This is a genomic window from Pseudomonas sp. LBUM1657, assembly GCF_059716075.1.
On record NZ_CP166799.1, the window covers coordinates 1,733,588 to 1,749,222 of the forward strand.

The following is a 15,635-nucleotide window of genomic DNA, read 5'->3' on the forward strand; positions in this document are numbered from 1 at the left end:
TGATGATGTCTGGAATCTTTATCCCCGAATTAGGCCACCTGGCCATGATTCTGGCGCTGTGTTTCGCGCTGGTTCAAGCCGTGGTGCCATTGCTCGGTGCCTGGCGCGGTGACCGCTTGTGGATGAGCCTGGCCCAGCCGGCCGCCTGGGGGCAGTTCGCTTTTCTGCTGTTCGCGTTCGGTTGCCTGACTTACGCCTTCATGGCCGATGACTTCTCCGTCGCCTATGTCGCCGGCAACTCCAACAGCGCCTTGCCGTGGTACTACAAATTCAGCGCGGTGTGGGGCGCCCACGAAGGTTCGTTGTTGCTGTGGGCGTTGATCCTCGGCGGCTGGACCTTCGCGGTCTCGGTATTCTCCCGGCAATTGCCGCAAGTGATGCTGGCTCGCGTGCTGTCGATCATGGGCATGATCAGCATCGGTTTCCTGTTGTTCCTGATCCTCACCTCCAACCCTTTCGAACGCATCCTGCCGCAAATTCCTGCGGACGGTCGCGACCTCAACCCCTTGCTGCAAGACATCGGCCTGATCGTTCATCCGCCGATGCTGTACATGGGTTACGTCGGTTTCTCCGTGGCCTTCGCGTTTGCCATCGCCGCGCTGCTGGGCGGTCGTCTTGATGCGGCGTGGGCACGCTGGTCTCGTCCGTGGACCATCGTGGCCTGGGCGTTCCTCGGCATCGGCATTACGTTGGGCTCGTGGTGGGCCTATTACGAACTCGGCTGGGGCGGCTGGTGGTTCTGGGACCCGGTGGAAAACGCCTCGTTCATGCCATGGCTGGTGGGTACGGCACTGATTCACTCGTTGGCGGTCACGGAAAAACGTGGCGTGTTCAAGAGCTGGACTGTGTTGCTGGCCATCGCGGCATTCTCGTTGAGCCTGCTGGGTACATTCCTCGTGCGCTCCGGTGTGCTGACGTCGGTGCATGCGTTTGCGTCCGACCCTGAGCGCGGCGTGTTCATCCTGATCTTCCTGCTGTTCGTGGTCGGCGGCTCGCTGACGCTGTTCGCCCTGCGTGCACCGGTGGTAAAGAGTCAGGTGGGCTTCAACCTCTGGTCCCGGGAAACCCTGCTGCTGGGCAACAACCTGGTGCTGGTGGTGGCGGCTTCGATGATCTTGCTCGGCACCTTGTATCCGTTGATTCTCGATGCGATGACCGGCGCCAAGCTGTCGGTCGGCCCGCCGTACTTCAATGCGTTGTTCATTCCCTTGATGGCATTGCTGATGATGGTGATGGCGGTCGGCATGCTGGTGCGCTGGAAAGACACCCCGGTCAAATGGCTGCTGAGTATGCTCACCCCGGTATTGCTCGGCAGCGCTGCGTTGGCGGTGGTGGCCGGTGTCGCTTACGGCGATTTCAACTGGGCAGTGATCGCAACGTTCATGCTCGCGGCCTGGGTGTTGCTGGCCGGTGTGCGTGACATCTTCGACAAGACGCGCCACAAAGGCCTGATCAAAGGCCTGCCAACCCTGACCCGCAGCTATTGGGGCATGCAGGTTGCTCACCTCGGCATCGCCGTGTGCGCCCTCGGCGTCGTGCTGTCGAGCCAGAACAGTGCCGAGCGCGACCTGCGCCTGGCGCCGGGAGAATCCATGGACCTGGGCGGTTACCAGTTCGTGTTCGAAGGCGCCAAACACTTCGAAGGCCCGAACTTCACCTCCGACAAGGGCACCGTCCGGGTGATCCGCGACGGCAAGGAAATCAGCGTGCTGCACCCGGAAAAACGTCTCTACACCGTGCAAAACTCGGTGATGACCGAAGCTGGGATCGACGCCGGTTTCACCCGCGACCTTTACGTTGCGTTGGGTGAACCGTTGGGCGATGGCGCCTGGGCCGTTCGGGTTCACGTCAAACCGTTCGTGCGCTGGATCTGGTTCGGTGGTTTGCTCACGGGACTGGGCGGGTTGCTGGCGGCGCTGGATCGCCGTTATCGAGTCAAAGTGAAAAGCCGCGTGCGTGAAGCACTGGGCATGACGGGGGCGACTGCATGAGACGTTGGTTGATGCTCTTGCCACTGGCGATTTTTCTGGTGGTCGCTGTTTTCCTTTATCGCGGTCTGTACCTGAACCCGGCCGAGCTGCCTTCGGCGATGATCAACAAGCCGTTCCCGGAGTTTTCCTTGCCAGCGGTGCAGGGCGACAAGACCCTGACCCGGGCGGATATCCTGGGTAAACCGGCACTGGTCAACGTCTGGGGCACCTGGTGCATTTCCTGCCGGGTCGAGCACCCGGTGCTGAACAAACTGGCCAAGCAAGGCGTGGTGATCTACGGCATCAACTACAAGGACATCAACGCTGATGCCTTGAAGTGGCTGGACGAATTCCACAACCCGTATCAACTGGACATCCGTGACGATGCGGGCACCCTGGGCCTGAACCTGGGTGTTTATGGTGCCCCGGAAACGTTTTTCATCGACGCCAAGGGCATCATCCGCGACAAGTTCGTTGGCGTGATCGACGAACAGGTCTGGCGTGAAAAACTGGCGGCCAAGTACCAGGCGCTGGTCGACGAGGCCAAGCCATGAAGCGCTGGATCGCCGCCGCAATATTGGGCTTGAGCATGGCCGGAGTGGCCCATGCCGCCATCGACACCTACGAGTTCGCCAAAGAAGGCGACCGCGAGCGTTTTCGCGAGTTGACCAAAGAGCTGCGTTGCCCCAAGTGCCAGAATCAGGACATCGCCGATTCCAACGCACCGATCGCCGCCGACCTGCGCAAAGAGATTTTCCGCATGTTGGGCGAGGGTAAGGACAATCAGCAGATCATCGATTTCATGGTCGATCGCTACGGTGATTTCGTCCGATACAAACCTGCTCTGAACGCCAAGACTGCTGTGCTCTGGTTCGGCCCTGCCGGCCTGCTGCTGGGCGGTTTCGTGATCATCGCCGTGATCGTCCGCCGTCGTCGCGTGCAACGCGCTGACACCCCGGACACGCTATCTGCCGAGGAGCGTGAGCGCCTCGACCACCTGTTGGATAAAACCAAGAATGATTGATTTCTGGCTCGCTGCAGGTCTGCTACTTCTGGTTGCCCTGAGTTTTCTGCTGATCCCCGTTCTGCGTGGCCGTCGCGCTCAGCTGGAAGAGGATCGTACTGCCCTGAACGTCGCGCTCTATCAGGAGCGCGTGGCTGAGTTGCAAACTCAGCAGGAAGAGGGTGTTCTCGACGCTGCGCAGATGGACACCGGTCGTGCCGAAGCCGCCCGTGAATTGCTGGCCGACACCGAAGGCGTCGAGGCGCCGCGCGTGTCCCGCCTGGGCAAGCCGTGGCCATTGCTGGCGGCGATTTTGGTGCCAGTGTTGGGTCTTGGGCTGTACCTGCATTTCGGGGCCAGCGACAAGGTCGAACTGACCCGGGAGTTCGCCCAGGCACCGCAGTCGATTGAAGAAATGACCCGTCGCCTGGAGCGCGCGGTCGAGGCTCAACCGGATTCGGCAGAAGGCCTGTACTTCCTCGGTCGTACCTACATGGCGCAGGATCGTCCGGGTGATGCGGCGAAGATCTTTGAACGTGCGGCTAACGTGGCCGGTCGTCAACCAGAATTGCTCGGACAATGGGCCCAGGCCCAGTACTTTGCCGACGGCAAGAAGTGGTCGGACAAAATTCAGTCTTTGACCGACGAAGCGCTGAAAGCCGATCCGAAGGAAGTCACCAGCCTCGGTCTGCTCGGCATCGCCGCTTTCGAAAGCGAGCGTTATCAGGATGCCATCGACTATTGGAATCGCTTGCTGGCGCAACTGCCGCCAGACGACAATTCCCGCGCCGCGCTGCAAGGCGGGATCAACCGGGCCGCCGAAAAACTCGAAACCAGCGGAGGCAAGGTTGCCCAGGCACCTGCGGCCAAGGTCGCGGCGCTGCTCAAGGTGCGTGTGGATCTGGCGCCAGACCTGAAAGCCAAAGTCCAGCCGGGCGACAGCGTGTTCATCTTCGCCCGCGCTACTTCTGGTCCTCCGGCGCCGCTGGCCGCCAAACGCCTGACCGTGGCCGACTTGCCGGCAACCGTCGAACTGGGCGATGCCGATGCCATGATGCCGCAGTTGAAACTGTCGAACTTCCCTGAAGTCCAATTGGTTGCACGCATCTCCCGCGCCGGCCAACCGACGGCCGGCGAATGGATCGGGCGCAGCCAGCCTCTGGCCAGCAGCACGACAGCGCAGCAACAACTGACCATCGACAGCCCGGATAAATAACAGGAAACGCCATTATGACCGCCATCGCTCGTATCACCCTGCTCAGTATGGTTTTGGGGCTGAGCGCTTGTGCGGTCCAGCGGCCCGAGCCGACGCCGCTGCCGCCGATCCCGCCCTCGCAGCCCAAACCCACGCCCTCTACCGCACCCACACCGAGCAAGCCGAGTATTCCGGCCAAACCTGCCAAACCACTGCCTCGCACCTCCGCTAGCTTCGCGCCACCACCGGGTGGCAACAGCCATTGGGACGCCAAGCTCGGTGTTTACGTCCTGGATGATCAGACCAACACCTTCTACCGCCAGCGCACCTATTACCGCTGGAATAACGGCTGGAGCCGCTCGATCAGCCCGAACGGGCCATGGGAAGAGACGGATATCCAAGGCGTACCGGGCGGGTTGGGACGGCAGTTCGGGCAGTAAAAGCAAGTACAGAACAAGGCGACCTTCGGGTCGCCTTTTTTGTGCCACTAAAAAGAACTGGGGAGTCCATGGTTGTGGATTCAACCCAATACCCTGTGGGAGCGATCGTTCCCGTCAGCTGGTATGGCTTGCACCTTCAAGTCGGCAAAGCGCACACGTCGGTGCTTGCCGGTTTTATGGTAGGACAACTCGCCGGACTCCAGCAGTTTGATCAGGTGCGGACGTGAGACGTAGCGTCCACTCCTTAGCTTCAATCACACCCTGTAAAACAACCAAACGTCGTGATCCGGATTTTTGTGCTTGAGTAAAGATAACTCTAGGGTTACTTTTGTTTGGCCGGAGCAAGGAGGCTGGTGGTGCAGAGCAGGTTATTGATCAAGGAGCTGGAGGAGGCGGGCTGGACACTGGATCGGGTCACCGGCAGTCATCACATCTTCACTCACCGTTACAACCCATACACGATTCCCGTCCCCCACCCGAAAAAGGATTTGCCGATCGGGACGGTCAAAAGCATCAGGAGGCGAGCCGGGCTGATTTGCCCGCTAGCCAGTTACGCAGGAGGTCCATAATGCAATATCCCATCTGTATCGAATGGGGCGACGAGAACACTGCCATCGGTATTCAGATCCCCGATATTCCTGGCGCAGTCACGGCTGGGGATAGCTTTGAAGATGCCTACAACGCGGCAGTGGAAATTGCCCACATATTGCTTCAAGAAATCGCCGCCGAAGGCCAAGAGATTCCGATGCCAACGTCGACAGCCGGACATCTCGGCAATCCCGACTTCGTCGAGATGGGCTGGGGCATGCTGGAAATCGACATCTCGCCGTATATGGGCAAGACCGAGAAGGTCAACGTGACGCTGCCTGGCTATGTGATTCAGCGCATTGACCGGTATGTGCGTGAACACAATGTCAAAAGCCGCTCTTCCTTTCTGGCGGACGCGGCGATGGAGAAGCTGGTTCGCCAGTGAGTGATTTCAGTCACATCGTCATCGGGGGCATACCTGCTCCCACAGGGTTAGCGAATGACCTGTGGGAGCGGGCTTGCCCGCGAAGCTTTCAGCGATTTATGCCGTTGCCAGGGAGGGTTCTTTTGACGCACTCAAAAACCGCACCAACGCCAACAACGGAAATGCACTGCCGATAATGACGATCCACAACCAGCCACCGTGCTCATACACCGCGCTGGCCACCGACGAACCGAATGCGCCTCCGATAAAGATGCTGGTCATGTACAGCGCATTCAGGCGGCTACGGCTTTTGGCGTCGAGGGCGTAGACCGCGCGCTGACCGAGGACCATGTTCATCTGTACGCAGAAGTCGAGCACCACGCCGGTCACTGCCAGGCCGATGACGCTGTAGACCGGATGGATGAAGGCGGGCAAAAAGCTCAGGCTGGCGAACAACAGGGCCAGCAGTGAAGCAATGCGGGTGTGGCCGGCATCGGCCAGTCGACCGGCGATGGGCGCAGCGATGGCGCCAATGGCGCCGACCAGCGCGAAGATCGCGATCTGGGTTTGCGACAAGCCATGATTGCGCGCCAGTTCCAGCGGCACCGCAGTCCAGAACAGGCTGAAGGTGGCGAACATGCAACCCTGATAAAACGCGCGCTGACGCAACACCGGCTGTTGGCGCAACAGCGTCCAGAGTGAACCCAGCAACTGGCCATAAGAAGCACTGTGATCAGGCTGGCGCTTGGGGATGGTCAGGGCCAGCACAATGCTGATGGCCGCCATCAATACCGCTGCAATCACAAACATTGCCCGCCAGCCAAAGTGGTCGGCCACCACGCTGGACACCGGCCGCGCCAGCAGAATCCCCAGCAGCAAACCGCCCATGATCCCGCCGACCACACGGCCGCGAGATTCTTCCGGCGCCAGGTGCGCGGCCAGTGGAATCAGGATCTGCACCGACACCGAACTGAACCCCACCAGCAGTGAAATCAGCAAAAACACATTCGGCTGATCGGTGAACGCCGCGCCCAACAGACTGGCAATAGCCACCACGGTCGTGATGATCATCAGTCGACGGTTTTCCAGCAAGTCACCCAACGGCACCAGGAAAAACAGACCCAACGCATAACCGATCTGGGTTAGCGAAACGATCAGGCTGGCCATGGTGCTGGTCAGCCCGATGTCCGGCGCGATCAAGCCGATGATCGGCTGCGCATAGTAAATATTGGCAACGATGGCGCCGCAGCAGAAGGCAAACAGCAGCACCATGCCTCGGGTCATTGTCGCGGTGCCGTGGGGCACCTGAGTCGCTGGATTCATCACGAAGTCTCGCTGAACAAATGGGAATGCGCGCAGGCTAATGGGCTGACCGGAACCGCGGAAGAGGGATCGGAGTGATAGCAATCATTCCGTTGCGGAATGAGTGACAGACGTGAGGATGTTCATCGACGAGCCTTGCGTCAGAACATTGAGGCCCGATGATACATTCACTTACATCTTGTTCGATAGCGTGCTTATGTTCTCTTTCACGTTTCATTACCGGAAGGCACTTCCATGAATGCGATGTTCCGTCACCTGATTCGCGGTGCTTCAGCCGTTACATTGATCACTTTTTTCACCACAGGCCTGGCTCAGGCCCAGGACGCGCCAGGCATGCGCATCGGCGTGCGGGGGGAGATCACCGGGGTGAGCGCCGACGTGTTGAAAGTCCACGTCAACAGCGGTGAAAACGTGGTCATCAACCTGAACAAAGACACCAAAGTCCGGGCCGTCACCCTGGCCAATATCGAAGACATCAAGCCCGGTAGCTACATCGGCTCCGCTGCCGTGCCGCAGGAAGACGGCACCCTCAAGGCGCTGGAAGTCCACGTCTTCCCGCCGGAACTGGCAGGCAGCGGCGACGGCCATCGACCTTTTGATCTGGCCAAGGGCAGCAGCATGACCAATGGCAGCGTCGGCGATCTGGTGGTCAGCAATGGCCGCGTCTTGACCGTCAACTACAAGGGCGGCCAGCAGAAGATCCTGGTGCCGGAGGATGTACCGATCGTCAACCTGGTGCCGGGCGATCGCAGCTTGCTGAAGGTGGGGGTGAAGATCGTGACGTTTGTGACCCAGAGTGCGGATGGGACGTTGACGGCGCAGTCGATTTCGGCGGGCAAGGACGGCGTGACACCGCCGATGTAATGGCACGCTGCAAACCCATGTGGGAGCGGGCTTGCTCGCGAAGATGGCGGTCCAGCCAGCATTTATTCGCCTGACTGCCCGCTCCCAATAAAAAGGCGACCCTCGTAGGTCGCCTTTTTTAGTGGGCTCAGGAGTTACTGACCACTGTAAATCTGGTCAAAGATCCCGCCATCGTTGAAGTGAGTTTTCTGCACGGTGCGCCAGTCTCCAAAGGTCTTCTCGACCGACAGGAAGTCCACCTTCGGGAAGCGGTCGGTGTACTTGGCCAGCACCGCCGGGTCACGTGGACGCAGGTAGTTCGCTGCCGCAATTTCCTGACCTTGTGGCGACCACAGATACTTCAGGTATTCCTCTGCCGCAGCGCGGGTGCCTTTCTTGTCGACCGTTTTGTCGACCACGGACACCGGTGGCTCAGCCTCGGCGGAAACGCTTGGGTAGATCACTTCAAACTGGTCGCGGCCAAACTCACGGGCGATCATTTCCGCTTCGTTCTCGAAGGTCACCAGCACGTCGCCGAGCTGGTTGGTCATGAACGTCGTGGTCGCTGCGCGGCCACCGGTATCCAGCACGGGTGCTTGTTTGAACAGCTTGCCGACGAAGTCTTTTGCTTTGCTTTCGTCACCGCCGTTTTTCAACACATAACCCCAGGCCGAGAGGTAGGTGTAGCGGCCGTTGCCCGAGGTTTTCGGGTTCGGCACGATGACTTGCACGCCGTCCTTGAGCAGGTCCGGCCAGTCTTTCAGGGCTTTCGGGTTGCCCTTGCGGACGATGAACACGGTGGCCGACGTAAACGGTGCGCTGTTGTTCGGCAGGCGGGTGACCCAGTTATCCGGGACCAGTTTGCCGTTATCCGCCAGGGCGTTGATGTCGGTGGCCATGTTCATGGTGATGACGTCAGCCGGCAGGCCGTCGATCACTGAACGCGCTTGCTTGCTGGAGCCGCCGAAGGACATCTGCAAGGTGATGTTTTCGTTGTGCTCGGCTTGCCAGTGCTTCTGGAACGCAGTGTTGTAGTCCTTGTAGAAATCTCGCATCACGTCGTAGGAAACGTTGAGCAGAGTCGGTGCGGCGTGAGCCACGCTGGTCAGTGCCAGGCCAGCGGCCAGAAGTGAGGCGCCAAAGAGTTTTTTCACTGCGCATTCCTTGTACTAGAAATTTTTATTTAAAAGTGAGGCAATTTGCCAGCGACTATAGCCGGGCTCGCATAGTCCTTTAAAGATTAAAAAGTGCTTTGCTTATTCCAGTTTTTTAAACAGTTGATTGCCACACCGCGAGCAGAAGGCCGCGCCGGCTTCGTGGCTGTTTTTCTTGCACACCGGGCAATCGGTTTGCAGTTGTTCACCGCGCATGGCGTTGGCGAGTTCGGCGGTGAAAATCCCCGTCGGTACGGCGATGATCGAATAACCGGTGATCATCACCAGCGACGAAATCACCTGCCCCAAGGGGGTCTTGGGCACGATGTCGCCGAAGCCCACGGTGGTCAGCGTCACGATAGCCCAATAGATGCCTTTGGGGATGCTGGTGAAGCCATGTTCCGGGCCCTCGATCACATACATCAACGTGCCGAACACCGTCACCAGCGTGCAGACGCTGACCAGAAACACCACGATCTTCTGCTTGCTGCCCCGCAGGGCTGACATTAAATAATTGGCTTGTTTCAGATACGGACTGAGCTTGAGTACGCGGAAAATCCGCAGCATCCGAATGATCCGGATGATCAGCAGGTACTGCGCATCGGCGTAATACAGCGCAAGGATGCCGGGCACGATCGCTAGCAAATCCACCAATCCGTAAAAGCTGAAGGCATAACGCAAGGGTTTGGGGGAGCAGTACAGGCGCAGGCCGTACTCGATGGCGAAAATGACGGTGAAGCCCCATTCGATATACGCCAGCACGTTGGCGTAGTTCTGGTGAATGGTGTCGATGCTGTCGAGCATCACGATCACCAGGCTGGCGAGGATGATCAACAGCAGAATGCCGTCGAAGCGCCGGCCGGCCACTGTGTCGCTCTGGAAAATCATGACGTAGAGGCGATCGCGCCAGTTTTTGCTGCTGTCCATGGAAAACGCCTGAACCAATGATCAGCGCAGCCTAGGTTGATTCTCCCCAAGAGTGCAAGGCGCGCTGTCCACGGCGGCCTGGCGCAGCACGCGAATGCCGGCGCGGATCAGCCAGCAGGCAAGGATGAAGGGCGCGGTCAGCGTGGCTAGACCGAGCGCGGCGAAGCCCGGTGTGAGCAATACCGCCAGCACAATGCCCAGCAGCGGCAGCCACGGTTGGCGGCGAACCTGGCTGAAAGCGAGCGCGGCCAGTACCGGGTTGTAGCCGCTCAAGCCGAGCAGGGCACTGGAGGTTTCGTGGTGCAGCAGCGCGAAGCCGAGACCGGCAACCGAACCGAGCAGCGCCCACAAAAAAGCACGGCGATCAGCGATCAGCAAACCCACGGCGATCAGCGCGCCGGCCAGTGGATGGCCGAGAAATATCACCTGACCCAGGCCTTTCAATGAGGCGGCGATCAGGTTGAGGGTGTTCATTTCGATCAGCGGCGCAGGCTGTTGGGGCGCGGCAAATGAGAGCAGCAACCAGCTCAACCCGACGAAGGGCGCGGTGTAGGCGGGCAGGCATTGGTGATCGCGGGCACGCTTGAGCCATTGCTGGGTCAGCATTGCGCTCAGACCGCCACACGCGATGATCAGCGGCGGCAACATAGCCGACCATGGGAAATACAGGCTCAGCAGCAAGCCGAGCAACACACCGTTGTAGCTGAAGAGCCCGGCCTGACGATCGGCCTTGGCATAGCCGCGACGTTGCGCGGTAAGCAATCCGGCGACACCGCCCAGCAGCGCACCGCCGAGCAAGACCGGGGCCGTAAAAAGAATCGCCAACAGACACAGCAGACCGCACAGCGGATGGCGCTGGAGAAAGATCTGGCTGAAACCGTTGAGCAGGGCAGTGGCCCAATCGGGGCAGTGGGTGTTGAAGTGGTTGGCAGGCATGATGAAGTCTTTGGTGTTTCAGTTAAACCGTGTTGCCTGCTTCGCGAGCAAGCCCGCTCCCACATTAGTTTTGTGTCGATCACAAATTAAATGTGGGAGCGGGCTTGCTCGCGAAGAGGCCGGTGCAGGCGCTAGATCAACGTCTCGATACGCAGCGAGTTCGTCGACCCCGGCTGCCCGAACGGCACACCCGCCGTGATCAGCAAGGTGTCGCCACGCTGAGCCATGCCCTGTGCCTGAGCAATCTCCAGCGCCGTCGAGCACACCTCATCCACCTGCCGCAGCCGATCATTGACCACCGAGTGCACGCCCCACGCCACGGTCAAGCGGCGAGCGGTCTGCAGGTTCGGCGTCAGGTTCAGGATCGGCACCGTCGGCCGTTCCCGTGCCGCACGCAGACTTGAGGTGCCGGACTCGCTGTAGTTCACCAGCACCGCCACCGGCAGCACATTGCTGATGCGGCGGATCGCGCAGCTGATGGCGTCGGAAACAGTCGCCTCAGCCTTCGGCCGGCTCACATCCAGTTGCGCCTGATAATCCGGGCCGTTTTCCACCTGGCGAATGATCTTGCTCATCATCTGCACGGCTTCCAGCGGGTACTCGCCGGACGCGGTTTCCGCCGACAACATGACCGCATCGGCACCTTCCGCCACGGCGTTGGCAACGTCAGTCACTTCGGCACGGGTCGGCGCCGGGGAGAAGCGCATCGACTCCAGCATCTGGGTCGCCACCACCACCGGTTTGCCCAGTTGGCGGCAGATGGTGATGATGTTCTTCTGAATCTGCGGCACGCTTTCGGCCGGCACTTCCACGCCAAGATCACCGCGCGCGACCATGATCGCATCGCTCAATTCGGCGATTTCTTGCAGTTGAGTGACGGCCGATGGTTTCTCGATCTTGGCCATCAGAAACGCTTTATCACCGATCAGTTCGCGGGCTTCGCGAATGTCTTCCGGACGCTGCACGAACGACAGCGCGACCCAGTCCACACCCAGCTCCAGACCGAAACTCAAGTCGCGGCGATCCTTGGCAGTCAGCGGGCTCAACTCGAGCACCGCTTGCGGCACATTCACACCTTTGCGGTCCGACAGTTCGCCGCCGTTGAGCACGGTGGTGTCGATGGCGTCGGAGTACTTGGTCACCACCCGCAGACGCAGCTTGCCATCGTCCAGCAGCAGGTCCATGCCTGGCTCCAGCGCGGCGATGATTTCCGGGTGGGGCAGGTTGACCCGGCGTTGATCGCCCGGCGTCGGGTCGAGGTCCAGGCGCAACGCCTGACCGCGATGCAGTTGCACCTTGCCTTCGGCGAATTTGCCGACCCGCAGTTTCGGGCCTTGCAGGTCCATCAGAATGCCCAGTGGATAATTGAGCTGGCGTTCGACTTCACGAATCCACTGGTAGCGCTGGGCGTGGTCGGCGTGATCGCCGTGGCTGAAGTTCAGGCGAAAGATGTTGACCCCGGCCTGCACCAGCTCACGGATGTCATCGATGCCGTCGGTGGCCGGGCCGAGGGTGGCGAGGATTTTGACCTTTTTATCAGGCGTCATTTTTAGGGCTCTCGAGGATCAGGATGGCGCGGAAGTCGTTGACGTTGGTGCGGGTCGGCTCGGTGACGATCAGTGCGTCCAGCGCCTCGAAATAGCCGTAGCCATTGTTGTTGTCCAACTCGTCGCTGGCGCTCAGGCCCAGTGCGGCGGCACGGGCGTAGCTCTCCGGCGTCATGATCGCGCCGGCGTTGTCCTCGGAGCCGTCGATGCCATCGGTGTCGCCGGCCAGGGCGTAGACGCCGGGCAGGCCCTTGAGGCTGTCGGTCAGGCTCAGCAGGAATTCGGCGTTGCGTCCGCCACGGCCATCGCCGCGCACGGTCACGGTGGTTTCGCCGCCAGAAAGAATCACACACGGCGCCGCCAACGGCTGACCATGCAGGACCACTTGCCGCGCGATGCCGGCGTGAACCTTGGCTACTTCGCGGGATTCACCTTCCAGGTCGCCAAGAATCAGCGGACTGAAACCGGCCTGACGGGCTTTCACCGCAGCCGCTTCCAGGGATTGTTGTGGGCGTGCGATCAACTGGAAGTGGCTGCGCGCCAGGCTCGGATCACCGGGTTTGACCGTCTCCGATTCCGGGCTTTGCAGCCAGTTGCGCACCGAGGCCGGAACGTCGATGCCGTAGCGCTTGAGGATCGCCAAGGCTTCGGTGGAAGTGCTCGGGTCGGCCACGGTCGGGCCGGAGGCGATGACCGTGGCGAGGTCGCCCGGCACATCGGAAATCGCATAGGTATAAACAGTGGCAGGCCAGCAGGCCTTGCCGAGACGGCCGCCCTTGATCGCCGAGAGGTGCTTGCGCACGCAGTTCATCTCGCCGATGGTCGCGCCGGATTTAAGCAGGGCTTTGTTGATCGACTGTTTGTCGGCCAGGGTGATACCGGCGGCGGGCAGGGCCAGCAACGCCGACCCACCGCCCGAAAGCAGGAAGATCACGCGGTCGTCTTCGGTCAGGTTGCTGACCAGTTCAAATACACGTTTGGCGACTGCCTGACCGGCTGCATCCGGCACCGGGTGCGCGGCTTCGACCACTTCGATTTTTTCGCACGGGGCGCCGTGACCGTAACGGGTCACCACTAAACCGGTGACTTCACCCTGCCAGCAGCGCTCGACCACCTGGGCCATGGCCGCTGCGGCTTTGCCGGCGCCAATGACGATCACCCGACCGCTGCGATCTTTGGGCAAATGGGCTTCGAGGACTTGCTGCGGATGGGCCGCATCAATGGCTGTGGCAAACAGCTCGCGCAGGAATTGTTGCGGATTGACCGACATGGCGGGCTCCCGGATTTCTTGTTATTTGGAGGGCAACTCGGTCCTGTGGGGGCGGGCTTGCTCGCGAAGGCGGTGTGTCAGTCAACCTATCAGTTGAATGTAAGGCCGCTTTCGCGAGCAAGCCCGCTCCCACAGGTTTTGGTGCAGGGCTTACTTATCGCGAATCGAGAAATTCGCCATGTGTTCCAGGCCCTTGATCAGCGCCGAGTGGTCCCAGTTACTGCCACCGATGGCTGCGCAGGTGCTGAACACTTGCTGCGCGTTGGCGGTGTTCGGCAGGTTGATGTTCAGCTCCTTGGCACCTTGCAGGGCCAGGTTCAGGTCCTTCTGGTGCAGGCTGATGCGGAAGCCCGGGTCGAAGGTGCCTTTGATCATGCGCTCACCGTGCACTTCGAGGATCTTCGACGAAGCGAAACCACCCATCAGCGCTTCACGCACTTTGGCTGGGTCAGCGCCGTTTTTCGAAGCGAACAGCAGGGCTTCGGCCACGGCCTGGATGTTCAGCGCCACGATGATCTGGTTCGCCACTTTCGCGGTTTGACCGTCGCCGTTGCCACCGACCAGGGTGATGTTCTTGCCCATGGCCTGGAACAGCGGCAGGACGCGTTCGAAGGCGTCGGCATCGCCGCCGACCATGATGCTCAGGCTCGCAGCCTTGGCGCCGACTTCACCGCCGGACACTGGCGCGTCGAGGTACTGGGCGCCTTTTTCGTTGATCTTGGCGGCGAAAGCTTTGGTGGCGGTCGGCGAGATCGAGCTCATGTCGATCACGACTTTGCCTTTGCCAACACCGGCCGCAACGCCGTCGGCGCGGAACAGCACGTCATCGACCTGCGGGGTATCCGGCACCATGACGATGATGAATTCGGCTTCCTGGGCGACTTCTTTCGGGTTCGCCAGAGCGACGGCGCCACCGGCAACCAGATCAGCAGGAGCGGGGTCGTGGTGCGCCGACAGGAACAGGCTGTGACCGGCTTTCTGCAGGTTCAACGCCATTGGGTGGCCCATGATGCCGGTGCCGATAAATCCGATTTTAGCCATGAGAAAATCCTCTTGTTTTTGTGTTGCTCGCAAGCAAATAGAGAAGCGCTTTGTGTGGGCGGGCTTGCTCGCGAAAGCGGTGGATCAGTCGACAGGGGTGTTGAATGTCGTTCCGCATTCGCGAGCAAGCCCGCTCCCACAGGGGATTGCGTTAAATCGCGTTATGGGTTTTCAGCCAGCCCAGGCCCGCTTCAGTGGTGGTCAGCGGCTTGTACTCGCAACCGACCCAGCCCTGATAACCGATGCGGTCCAGGTGTTCGAACAGGAAGCGGTAATTGATTTCACCGGTGCCCGGTTCGTTGCGTCCTGGGTTGTCCGCCAACTGCACGTGATTGATTTCGCTCAGGTGCGATTGCAGTGTGCGGGCCAGGTCGCCCTCCATGATTTGCATGTGATAGATGTCGTATTGCAGGAACAGATTGGCGCTGCCGACCTGTTCGCGAATCGACAGGGCTTGCGCCGTGTTGTTCAGGTAGAAACCCGGAATGTCGCGGGTGTTGATCGCTTCCATCACCAGTTTGATGCCCGCCGCTTGCAGCTTGTCGGCTGCGTACTTGAGGTTGGCGACAAAGGTTTTTTCCACGGTGGCATCGTCGACGCCCTGTGGGCGGATACCTGCCAGGCAGTTGACCTGGGTATTGCCCAACACTTGCGCGTAGGCGATTGCCAGATCGACACCGGCGCGGAACTCTTCAACCCGATCCGGCAGGCACGCGATACCGCGTTCGCCCTTGGCCCAGTCACCGGCCGGCAGGTTGAACAGCACCTGGGTCAGACCGTTGGCATCGAGCTTGGCCTTGATCTCGGCAGAGCTGAAGTCGTAGGGGAACAGGTATTCGACACCACTGAAGCCGGCCTTGGCGGCCGCTTCGAAACGGGCAAGAAAATCCTGTTCGGTGAACAGCATGGACAGGTTGGCTGCGAAACGCGGCATGGTGGTCTCCCGTAAGTGTGTGAGGTCCCCTGTGGGAGCGGGCCTGCTCGTGAAAGCGGTGTGTCGGTCAACATCTCTGTTGAATGTGAAGCCGCCTTCG

The 15,635-nt window shown here is 60.3% G+C and carries 16 protein-coding genes and 1 pseudogene; 8 read left to right on the plus strand and 9 right to left on the minus strand.

Annotation, left to right across the window (positions count from 1 at the left end):
• The first annotated feature begins 2 nt into the window (after positions 1-2).
• From ACA055_RS07900 to ACA055_RS07920, 5 genes are read left to right on the plus strand one after another with little or no spacing between them, the layout of a single operon-like run.
• On the plus strand, positions 3-1,991 hold the full coding sequence (locus tag ACA055_RS07900; RefSeq protein WP_497683117.1) for a heme lyase CcmF/NrfE family subunit: 1,989 nt from the start codon (positions 3-5) through the stop codon (positions 1,989-1,991).
• Positions 1,988-2,524 carry a DsbE family thiol:disulfide interchange protein gene (locus ACA055_RS07905; RefSeq protein ID WP_497683118.1) on the plus strand — a complete coding sequence of 179 codons (537 nt, stop codon included), beginning with the start codon at positions 1,988-1,990 and terminating at the stop codon, positions 2,522-2,524. The genes ACA055_RS07900 and ACA055_RS07905 overlap by 4 nt, the downstream gene beginning before the upstream one ends.
• Positions 2,521-2,994: a cytochrome c-type biogenesis protein gene (locus ACA055_RS07910; protein WP_497683119.1), complete on the plus strand. Its 474-nt coding sequence runs from the start codon at positions 2,521-2,523 to the stop codon at positions 2,992-2,994. The genes ACA055_RS07905 and ACA055_RS07910 overlap by 4 nt, the downstream gene beginning before the upstream one ends.
• On the plus strand, positions 2,987-4,189 hold the full coding sequence (gene ccmI / locus ACA055_RS07915; RefSeq protein WP_497683120.1) for a c-type cytochrome biogenesis protein CcmI: 1,203 nt from the start codon (positions 2,987-2,989) through the stop codon (positions 4,187-4,189). Before ACA055_RS07910 ends, ccmI begins: the two co-directional genes overlap by 8 nt.
• A gap of 14 nt (positions 4,190-4,203) precedes the next feature.
• Positions 4,204-4,608 carry a hypothetical protein gene (locus ACA055_RS07920; protein WP_497683121.1) on the plus strand — a complete coding sequence of 135 codons (405 nt, stop codon included), beginning with the start codon at positions 4,204-4,206 and terminating at the stop codon, positions 4,606-4,608.
• Between the two features lie 137 nt (positions 4,609-4,745).
• Here ACA055_RS07920 and ACA055_RS07925 read toward each other — a convergent pair.
• Positions 4,746-4,838, minus strand: a pseudogene (locus tag ACA055_RS07925) (excisionase family DNA-binding protein); the annotation flags it as partial.
• 126 nt (positions 4,839-4,964) lie between these two features.
• On the opposite strand from ACA055_RS07925, the gene ACA055_RS07930 reads away from it, so the two are divergent.
• Together ACA055_RS07930 and ACA055_RS07935 are read left to right on the plus strand one after the other, a co-directional pair.
• Positions 4,965-5,177 (plus strand): type II toxin-antitoxin system HicA family toxin, encoded by a 213-nt coding sequence (locus tag ACA055_RS07930; RefSeq protein ID WP_497683122.1) that lies wholly within the window; start codon positions 4,965-4,967, stop codon positions 5,175-5,177.
• Complete coding sequence (locus ACA055_RS07935) at positions 5,177-5,581, plus strand: type II toxin-antitoxin system HicB family antitoxin (RefSeq protein ID WP_497683123.1); 405 nt, start codon at positions 5,177-5,179, stop codon at positions 5,579-5,581. The genes ACA055_RS07930 and ACA055_RS07935 overlap by 1 nt, the downstream gene beginning before the upstream one ends.
• 96 nt (positions 5,582-5,677) lie before the next feature.
• Here ACA055_RS07935 and ACA055_RS07940 read toward each other — a convergent pair whose 3' ends face one another.
• On the minus strand, positions 5,678-6,883 hold the full coding sequence (locus ACA055_RS07940; protein ID WP_497683124.1) for an MFS transporter: 1,206 nt from the start codon (positions 6,881-6,883) through the stop codon (positions 5,678-5,680).
• Between the two features lie 234 nt (positions 6,884-7,117).
• Between ACA055_RS07940 and ACA055_RS07945 the strand changes: the two genes are divergently transcribed.
• Positions 7,118-7,747: a hypothetical protein gene (locus ACA055_RS07945; RefSeq protein ID WP_497683125.1), complete on the plus strand. Its 630-nt coding sequence runs from the start codon at positions 7,118-7,120 to the stop codon at positions 7,745-7,747.
• 134 nt (positions 7,748-7,881) lie between these two features.
• Here ACA055_RS07945 and ACA055_RS07950 read toward each other — a convergent pair whose 3' ends face one another.
• The 7 genes from ACA055_RS07950 to hyi all read right to left on the minus strand — a co-directional run bounded on the left by ACA055_RS07950 (position 7,882) and on the right by hyi (position 15,535).
• On the minus strand, positions 7,882-8,880 hold the full coding sequence (locus ACA055_RS07950; protein WP_497683126.1) for a sulfate ABC transporter substrate-binding protein: 999 nt from the start codon (positions 8,878-8,880) through the stop codon (positions 7,882-7,884).
• A gap of 102 nt (positions 8,881-8,982) precedes the next feature.
• A complete protein-coding gene (locus tag ACA055_RS07955) occupies positions 8,983-9,807 on the minus strand; it encodes an ion transporter (protein WP_497683127.1) in 825 nt (274 codons plus the stop codon).
• Positions 9,808-9,828: 21 nt separating this feature from the next.
• Positions 9,829-10,743: an urea transporter gene (locus tag ACA055_RS07960; RefSeq protein ID WP_497683128.1), complete on the minus strand. Its 915-nt coding sequence runs from the start codon at positions 10,741-10,743 to the stop codon at positions 9,829-9,831.
• A 131-nt stretch (positions 10,744-10,874) separates the two neighbouring features.
• Positions 10,875-12,290, minus strand: coding sequence for a pyruvate kinase (gene pyk, locus ACA055_RS07965; RefSeq protein ID WP_497683129.1), 1,416 nt, complete (start codon positions 12,288-12,290; stop codon positions 10,875-10,877).
• On the minus strand, positions 12,280-13,560 hold the full coding sequence (locus tag ACA055_RS07970; protein WP_497683130.1) for a glycerate kinase type-2 family protein: 1,281 nt from the start codon (positions 13,558-13,560) through the stop codon (positions 12,280-12,282). The genes pyk and ACA055_RS07970 overlap by 11 nt, the downstream gene beginning before the upstream one ends.
• A gap of 150 nt (positions 13,561-13,710) precedes the next feature.
• Positions 13,711-14,601, minus strand: coding sequence for a 2-hydroxy-3-oxopropionate reductase (locus ACA055_RS07975; protein ID WP_497683131.1), 891 nt, complete (start codon positions 14,599-14,601; stop codon positions 13,711-13,713).
• 151 nt (positions 14,602-14,752) lie between these two features.
• Positions 14,753-15,535: a hydroxypyruvate isomerase gene (gene hyi / locus ACA055_RS07980; protein WP_192226085.1), complete on the minus strand. Its 783-nt coding sequence runs from the start codon at positions 15,533-15,535 to the stop codon at positions 14,753-14,755.
• Positions 15,536-15,635 lie beyond the last annotated feature (100 nt).

Bases quoted from the DNA above. Each gene is read 5' to 3' on its own strand.
- ACA055_RS07920 (WP_497683121.1), top strand. From the start codon at position 4,204: ATGACCGCCATCGCTCGTATCACCCTGCTCAGTATGGTTTTGGGGCTG.
- ACA055_RS07960 (WP_497683128.1), bottom strand. From the start codon at position 10,743: ATGCCTGCCAACCACTTCAACACCCACTGCCCCGATTGGGCCACTGCC.
- ACA055_RS07905 (WP_497683118.1), top strand. From the start codon at position 1,988: ATGAGACGTTGGTTGATGCTCTTGCCACTGGCGATTTTTCTGGTGGTC.
- ACA055_RS07935 (WP_497683123.1), top strand. From the start codon at position 5,177: ATGCAATATCCCATCTGTATCGAATGGGGCGACGAGAACACTGCCATC.
- ACA055_RS07910 (WP_497683119.1), top strand. From the start codon at position 2,521: ATGAAGCGCTGGATCGCCGCCGCAATATTGGGCTTGAGCATGGCCGGA.
- ACA055_RS07970 (WP_497683130.1), bottom strand. From the start codon at position 13,560: ATGTCGGTCAATCCGCAACAATTCCTGCGCGAGCTGTTTGCCACAGCC.
- pyk (WP_497683129.1), bottom strand. From the start codon at position 12,290: ATGACGCCTGATAAAAAGGTCAAAATCCTCGCCACCCTCGGCCCGGCC.
- hyi (WP_192226085.1), bottom strand. From the start codon at position 15,535: ATGCCGCGTTTCGCAGCCAACCTGTCCATGCTGTTCACCGAACAGGAT.
- ACA055_RS07900 (WP_497683117.1), top strand. From the start codon at position 3: ATGATGTCTGGAATCTTTATCCCCGAATTAGGCCACCTGGCCATGATT.
- ccmI (WP_497683120.1), top strand. From the start codon at position 2,987: ATGATTGATTTCTGGCTCGCTGCAGGTCTGCTACTTCTGGTTGCCCTG.
- ACA055_RS07945 (WP_497683125.1), top strand. From the start codon at position 7,118: ATGAATGCGATGTTCCGTCACCTGATTCGCGGTGCTTCAGCCGTTACA.
- ACA055_RS07940 (WP_497683124.1), bottom strand. From the start codon at position 6,883: ATGAATCCAGCGACTCAGGTGCCCCACGGCACCGCGACAATGACCCGA.
- ACA055_RS07955 (WP_497683127.1), bottom strand. From the start codon at position 9,807: ATGGACAGCAGCAAAAACTGGCGCGATCGCCTCTACGTCATGATTTTC.
- ACA055_RS07975 (WP_497683131.1), bottom strand. From the start codon at position 14,601: ATGGCTAAAATCGGATTTATCGGCACCGGCATCATGGGCCACCCAATG.